Annotated in this window: 5 protein-coding genes; 2 read left to right on the forward strand and 3 right to left on the reverse strand. The window is 70.8% G+C overall.

The window, feature by feature from the left end:
- Nucleotides 1-6 precede the first annotated feature (6 nt).
- Nucleotides 7-867: a DUF4253 domain-containing protein gene (locus ACZ5VD_RS43455; RefSeq protein ID WP_468685999.1), complete on the reverse strand. Its 861-nt coding sequence runs from the start codon at nucleotides 865-867 to the stop codon at nucleotides 7-9.
- 228 nt (nucleotides 868-1095) lie between these two features.
- On the opposite strand from ACZ5VD_RS43455, the gene ACZ5VD_RS43460 reads away from it, so the two are divergent.
- Nucleotides 1096-1563, forward strand: coding sequence for a peptidoglycan-binding domain-containing protein (locus ACZ5VD_RS43460; RefSeq protein ID WP_468547792.1), 468 nt, complete (start codon nucleotides 1096-1098; stop codon nucleotides 1561-1563).
- A 78-nt stretch (nucleotides 1564-1641) separates the two neighbouring features.
- On the opposite strand, the gene argS is transcribed toward ACZ5VD_RS43460, so the two are convergent.
- The gene (argS, locus tag ACZ5VD_RS43465) at nucleotides 1642-3420 is read right to left on the reverse strand and encodes an arginine--tRNA ligase (RefSeq protein ID WP_468547791.1); all 1779 of its coding nucleotides are present in this window, start codon (nucleotides 3418-3420) and stop codon (nucleotides 1642-1644) included.
- Between the two features lie 168 nt (nucleotides 3421-3588).
- Between argS and lysS the strand changes: the two genes are divergently transcribed.
- Nucleotides 3589-5382, forward strand: a complete 1794-nt coding sequence (gene lysS, locus ACZ5VD_RS43470; protein ID WP_468686001.1) for a lysine--tRNA ligase — start codon at nucleotides 3589-3591, stop codon at nucleotides 5380-5382.
- Nucleotides 5383-5461: 79 nt separating this feature from the next.
- Here the strand turns inward: lysS and ACZ5VD_RS43475 are convergent.
- Nucleotides 5462-6424, reverse strand: a 963-nt coding sequence (locus ACZ5VD_RS43475) for a DUF2637 domain-containing protein (protein WP_468686002.1), incomplete at its 5' end; no start/stop codon positions are given.

The following is a 6424-nucleotide window of genomic DNA, read 5'->3' on the forward strand; positions in this document are numbered from 1 at the left end:
GGCCGGTCAGTCCCACCAGAAGGACCAGACGGGTTCGTCGATGAGTGTCTTGGCGTAGGCGCACAGGCCGGTCAGGTCGCTCTGCAGGATGGTGTCCGGGCAGAACGCGAAGTGCTCGGCGGCCACCGCCTCGGCCTCCTCCGGGGTGGTCGGCGGGGCGGCCACGGAGACGACGAGCGTGGCGGGGGTCAGCGCCACCACCCGTATGCCGAAGCGGTCCTCCCAGGAACGCAGGACCGCGCACAGCCGGGCCACGTCGTTCTCGTGGTTCAGCGGGCCCGTCCAGCCGATCGCCGCCGGGATGTCGGCGGAGCGGCGGGCCGGGACCAGGGCGAGACGCGGGTGGCCGACCGCGGAGCCCCGGCTGCCGCGCACCGAGTCGGCGACCTCCGCCGCCCGGACGGCCGGATCGGCGGCCTCCAGGCCGGTGGCCTCCACGCCGGCGGGGGCCAGTCCGGGCCAGTCCGGGCCGAAGGGGGCGAGCGTGTGGTCGTGCGGGGGGTGTTCGGTGAGGTGGTCGGCCGGGGTGGGGTCGGTTTCCTCCCCTGCGTACTCCTCCCAGTACTCCGCCAGTACCTCCTCGGCGTCGTGGTCCCCGGGGTACGACATCAGCTCGGGCCGCAGCCCCCAGCGCTCCGGGCCGTCGCCATGGGCGTCGTCCGTGTCCACGAGCACGGTCAGCAGGCCGAAGCGGGCCGCGGGGGCCGCCAGCGCGGTCCAGTCGCCGGGGGACGGGGCCCGATCCGCGAACCAGAACAGCGGCTCGGGCAGGGGGGCGCCGCCGGGCTTCGTGTCGACCAGTCTCCCGGGCGGGAGACCGAGGCCGAGGGTCGCAAGTCTCGGCAGGGGGTTGGGAAGTGTCGCCATGCCGGTGACTTTAGGGGCCGCCACTGACAGCCGTCGTGGGCGTCCCGCCGGACCGTCCTGCCGGACGGTGTCTGCGCAGGCCGGCGGGTGGGACGTCCCGCGATGACGTCACTTCCGCGGCAACCGTGGCCGCCCTCACCGCCCGCTCCGCATGCTCCTGGTGTCGGACCGGCCACCCGCCGGGTGCCGCCGCATCTGCCGAAGCCGCACGAAGCGAGAGGGAAACGCATGCGTTCGAATTCTCTGACGAGGACCCTCGTCAGCGTCACCGCCGTCGCCGGGATCGTCGCCGGAAGTCTGGCGGGGGCGAGCACGAGCTTCGCCGCGTCCGACGCGGCCTCCAAGCCGGCCGCGCGGGCCGAGGCCGCCGTGCCGCTCGCGGTGGTCAACCTGGGCCTGAGCAACGGGCAGGCCAAGAACGTCCAGTGCTGGCTGAACGAGTACTGGAGTTACACCGGGGCGATCGACGGGCTGCTCGGCACCAACAGCTGGAAGGCGTTCCAGCGCAACCTCCAGGCGCACTGGGGCTACGCCGGCGCGATCGACGGGATCGTCGGAAGCGGCACGATCAAGGCGCTGCAGCGGCTGCTGAAGGAAGGCGGCTGGGGTTACACGGGCGCGATCGACGGGATCGCCGGATCGGGCACCCAGGCCGCGTTCAAGAACTTCGCCAACAACTGGGGTCACCTGTGCTGAGCTGACCCGACCGACCGCACAGACCGTCGCGGCCCGTCCTCCCAGCGGGGGAGAGGACGGGCCGCGACCTGTGGTGGGTCAGAGGCGCTCGGGCGTCCTGATGCCCAGGAGATCCATGCCGCGGTGCAGGGTGCGGGCCGTCAGGTCGACCAGCAGCAGACGGTTCTCGACGACCTCTGTCGGGTTGTCGTCGCTCAGGACCTGGCACTTGTCGTAGAACGAGGTCAGCAGCGACGCCAGCTGGAACAGGTACGCCGTCAGCTTGTGCGGGGCGTACTCGGCGGCGGACTCCGCGACCGTCTCCGCGAAGGCGTCCAGGTGCAGGCCCAACGCCCGCTCCGCCGCGTGCAGCTCCAGCTCCGGGTGGGCGGCCGGACGGGCGTCGCCCGCCTTGCGGAGGATCGACCGGATCCGGGCGTACGCGTACTGGAGGTAGACGGACGTGTCGCCGTTCAGCGAGACCATCTGGTCCAGGTCGAACTTGTAGTCCCGTACGGCGGAGGTCGACAGGTCCGCGTACTTCACGGCCCCGATGCCCACGTACCGGCCGTTCTCGACGATCTCCTGCTCGCCGAGGCCCACCTTCTCGGCCTTCTCCCGTACGACGGCCGTGGCCCGCTCCACGGCTTCGTCGAGGAGGTCGACCAGCTTGACCGTCTCGCCGTCACGCGTCTTGAACGGCTTGCCGTCCTTGCCGAGGACCGTGCCGAAGGCCAGCTGGACCGCCGTGACGTCGTCGTTCAGCCAGCCGGCCCGCCGGGCGGTCTCGAAGACCATCTTGAAGTGGAGGGACTGGCGGGCGTCGACGACGTAGAGGAGGGTGTCCGCCTTCAGCTGGAAGACACGGTCGCGGATCGCGGAGAGGTCGGTCGCCGCGTAGCCGTAGCCGCCGTCCGACTTCTGGACGATCAGGGGGACCGGATTGCCGTCCGGGCCCTTGACGTCGTCGAAGAAGACGCAGAGGGCGCCCTCGGAGCGGACCGCGACCCCGGACTCCTCCAGGAGGCGGCAGGTCTCCGCGAGCATGTCGTTGTAGCCGGACTCCCCGACGATGTCCGGGTCCCGGACCTCCATGTCCAGCTTCTCGAAGACGGAGAAGAAGTAGATCTTCGACTCGTCGACGAACTTCTGCCAGGTGGCCAGCGTGTGCGGGTCGCCGGCCTGGAGGTCGACCACCCGGCGGCGCGCCCGCGTCTTGAACTCCTCGTCGGAGTCGAAGAGCTTGCGGGCGGTCTTGTAGAGGCGGTCGAGGTTCGACATCGCCTCCTCGCCCGACACCGCGCTGTCCTCGGTGCCCTTGTGGTCCAGTTCGTGCGGGTGCTCGTCCAGGTACTGGATGAGCATGCCGAACTGGGTGCCCCAGTCGCCGATGTGGTGCCTGCGCACCACCGTCTCGCCGGTGAACTCCAGGAGGTGGACCGCCGCGTCGCCGATCACCGCGGAACGCAGGTGGCCGACGTGCATCTCCTTCGCCACGTTCGGCTGGGCGTAGTCGATGACCGTGGTGCCCGCGTTCTCGGCGAAGGGCACGCCGAGGCGGTCCGGGTCCGCGTACCGCGCGGCCAGGTTCTCGGTGATCGCCCGGTCGGTGAGCGTGACGTTCAGGAAGCCGGGGCCGGAGACCTCGATGTCCTGGATCAGGTCACCGGTGACCACCTGGGAGACGACCTGGGTCGCCAGCTCCCGCGGGTTCGCCTTCGCCTTCTTCGCGAGGGCCAGGATCCCGTTGGCCTGGAAGTCGGCCCGGTCGCTACGTCGCAGCAGCGGGTCGGCGGCACCGGCCTCCGGCAGGGCAGCCGAGAGGGCGGACGCGAGGCGCTCGTTGACGCAAGCGGTGAGGGACGTGACCGGGGCCATAGGAGTGGGTGCCGTTCTCCTGGTGGGAATAGGTGGGCTCGCCCAGTATCCCACGGTGCGTAAAGCGGTTTTCCTGGGCGCGAGGTGGTCTGGGAGAATGGAACGTCAGCCGTGCGACCGTACCGGCTGCCCGTGTGGACACTTCAGGAACACCTTCAGAAAGAGGACGTGCCGATCGTGGCTCAGAGCACCGAGACCACCGACTGGGTCTCCCGTTTCGCGGATGAGGTCATCGAGGAGTCGGAGCGTCGGGCCCCGGGCGCTGTGACAGCGGCCGCTGCCGCTCCGGTGATCGTCGTCGCGTCCGGGCTCTCTCCTTCGGGCCCCATCCACCTGGGGAACCTCCGCGAGGTCATGACCCCGCATCTCGTCGCGGACGAGATGCGGCGGCGCGGGCACCAGGTGCGGCACCTGATCTCCTGGGACGACTACGACCGCTACCGCAAGGTGCCGAACGGCGTGGACGGCGTCGACGAGTCCTGGGCCGAGCACATCGGCAAGCCGCTCACCTCCGTCCCGGCCCCCAAGGGCTCCGCCCACCCCAACTGGGCCGAGCACTTCAAGGCCGCCATGGTCGCCTCGCTCGCCGAGCTGGGCGTCGAGTTCGACGGGATCAGCCAGACCGAGCAGTACACCACCGGCGTCTACCGCGAGCAGATCCTGCACGCGATCAGGCACCGCGCGGACATCGACGCGATCCTCGACCAGTACCGCACCAAGAAGGCCCCGGCCAAGAAGCAGCAGAAGGCCGTCGACGAGGCCGAGCTGGAGGCCGCCGAGGGGTCCGGCGCGGCCGGCGAGGACGACGGCAGCTCCGGGAGCGCCGGGTACTTCCCGTACAAGCCGTACTGCGGCAACTGCGAGAAGGACCTCACCACCGTCACCGCCTACGACGACGACAGCACCGAGCTGACGTACACCTGCACCGCCTGCGGCTTCTCCGAGACCGTGCGGCTGAACGAGTTCAACCGCGGCAAGCTGGTCTGGAAGGTCGACTGGCCGATGCGGTGGGCGTACGAGGGCGTGGTCTTCGAGCCGAGCGGTGTCGACCACTCTTCCCCGGGGTCCTCCTTCCAGGTGGGCGGCCAGATCGTCGGGATCTTCGGCGGGAAGCAGCCCATCGGCCCGATGTACGCCTTCGTGGGCATCAGCGGCATGGCGAAGATGTCCTCCTCCAAGGGCGGTGTGCCCACCCCCGGTGACGCGCTGAAGATCATGGAGCCGCAGATCCTGCGCTGGCTGTACGCCCGGCGCCGGCCCAACCAGTCCTTCAAGATCGCCTTCGACCAGGAGATCCAGCGGCTCTACGACGAGTGGGACAAGCTCGACGCCAAGGTCGCCGGGGGCACCTCCCAGGCTTTCGGCTCCGGGGGAGGCTCCGCGCTGCCGGCCGAAGTCGCCGCCCACGCGCGCGCGGTGGGCACCGCCGGCGGTGAGCTGCCGAGGACGCCCCGGCCGCTGCCGTACCGGACCCTCGCCTCCGTCGCCGACATCACCGCCGGGCACACCGACCAGGCCCTGCGGATCCTGTCCGAGCTCGACCCGTCCCACCCGCTCGGCTCCCTCGACGAGGCCCGGCCGCGGTTCGACCGGGCCGAGGAGTGGATCAACACCCAGGTGCCCGCCGACCAGCGGACCATCGTGCGCACCGAGCCCGACGCCGAACTGCTGAAGTCCCTCGACGAGCAGGCGCGCGGCTCCCTGCGGCTGCTCCTGGACGGACTGGCCTCGCACTGGTCGCTGGACGGGCTGTCCCACCTCGTCTACGGCGTGCCCAAGGTCCAGGCCGGCTTCTCCGCCGACGCCACGCCCAAGGAGCTGCCGCCGGAGATCAAGACCGCCCAGCGGACGTTCTTCGCGCTGCTCTACCACCTGCTGGTGGGCCGTGACACCGGCCCGCGTCTGCCCACCCTGCTGCTCGCGGTGGGCCAGGAGCGGGTGCGGTCCCTGCTCGGGGAGTAGGCCCCGCTTCCGGTTCCACGACGGAGGGGGCGCCCGGTGTCAGCACCGGGCGCCCCCTCCGTCGTACGCGGGTGGTGGGTCAGGCGATGTGGTCCTCTTCCAGTTCCGCCGCGTGGCGGTTCTGGAAGCGCATGACCATGCGCTTGGCCTCGGCGTCCAGGACGGGGGCGCCGAAGGTCGCCTCCACGTCGTCGCTGAACTGGCTCGGCGTCGGATAACCGCCCATGCTTATCGACTGCTTGAAGACCTGGTAGTACGACTCCTCGTCCGGTTCGACGACCGGGGTGCCGCCGCCCTCGCCCAGCTCGCGGCTGCGGCCGGGGCCCACCGGGATGGGGAAGGAACCCGTCTCCTCGGGAGAGGGCTCCTGGGCCGGGGGCTCCTCCTGGTACTGGTCCTGGTGCTGCTCGGCGTGCTGCTGCTGCGCGTACCACTCGGCGTACTGCTCCGACGGGTCGTACGTCGGGTCGTAGCCGCCCTGGTACGCGATCTCCTGCGGCGGCCGGAACCAGGGGTTCTGGTCGCCGTCGAGCGCCTCTGCCTGCTGTTGGGGCTGCTGTTGTGCCTGCTGGGGCTGGGGCTGAGGTTGGGGCTGTTGCTGTTCCTGCTGTTGGGGTGCGGGGGCCGGGGGCAGCTCGTGCGGCTCCTGGTGGGAGGGCGCCAGGGCCGGGGCCGCCGCTGTGGGGTCGGTCTGTGCTGCCTGCGCCGTCTGTGCCTCGGCCGGGATCGGGGGCAGCAGGGCCGGTTCGATGCCTGCCGCTGCCAGGCCCGCGGGGGCGGTCTGGGCGAGGGGGACGCCGTAGCGGGCGAGTCGCAGGGGCATCAGGGACTCGACGGGGGCCTTGCGGCGCCAGGCGCGGCCGAATCGGGAGCGCAGGCGGGCCCGGTAGACGAGGCGTTCCTGTTCCAGCTTGATGACCTGGTCGTAGGAGCGCAGTTCCCACAGCTTCATGCGGCGCCAGAGGAGGAACGTCGGCAGGGGGGAGAGGAGCCAGCGGGTGAGGCGGACGCCTTCCATGTGCTTGTCGGCGGTGATGTCGGC

It is taken from the genome of Streptomyces sp. NPDC032822 (assembly GCF_055578825.1).

Coding starts and splice junctions, on each gene's coding strand:
- ACZ5VD_RS43460 (WP_468547792.1), top strand. CDS start 1,096: ATGCGTTCGAATTCTCTGACGAGGACCCTCGTCAGCGTCACCGCCGTC.
- ACZ5VD_RS43455 (WP_468685999.1), bottom strand. CDS start 867: ATGGCGACACTTCCCAACCCCCTGCCGAGACTTGCGACCCTCGGCCTC.
- argS (WP_468547791.1), bottom strand. CDS start 3,420: ATGGCCCCGGTCACGTCCCTCACCGCTTGCGTCAACGAGCGCCTCGCG.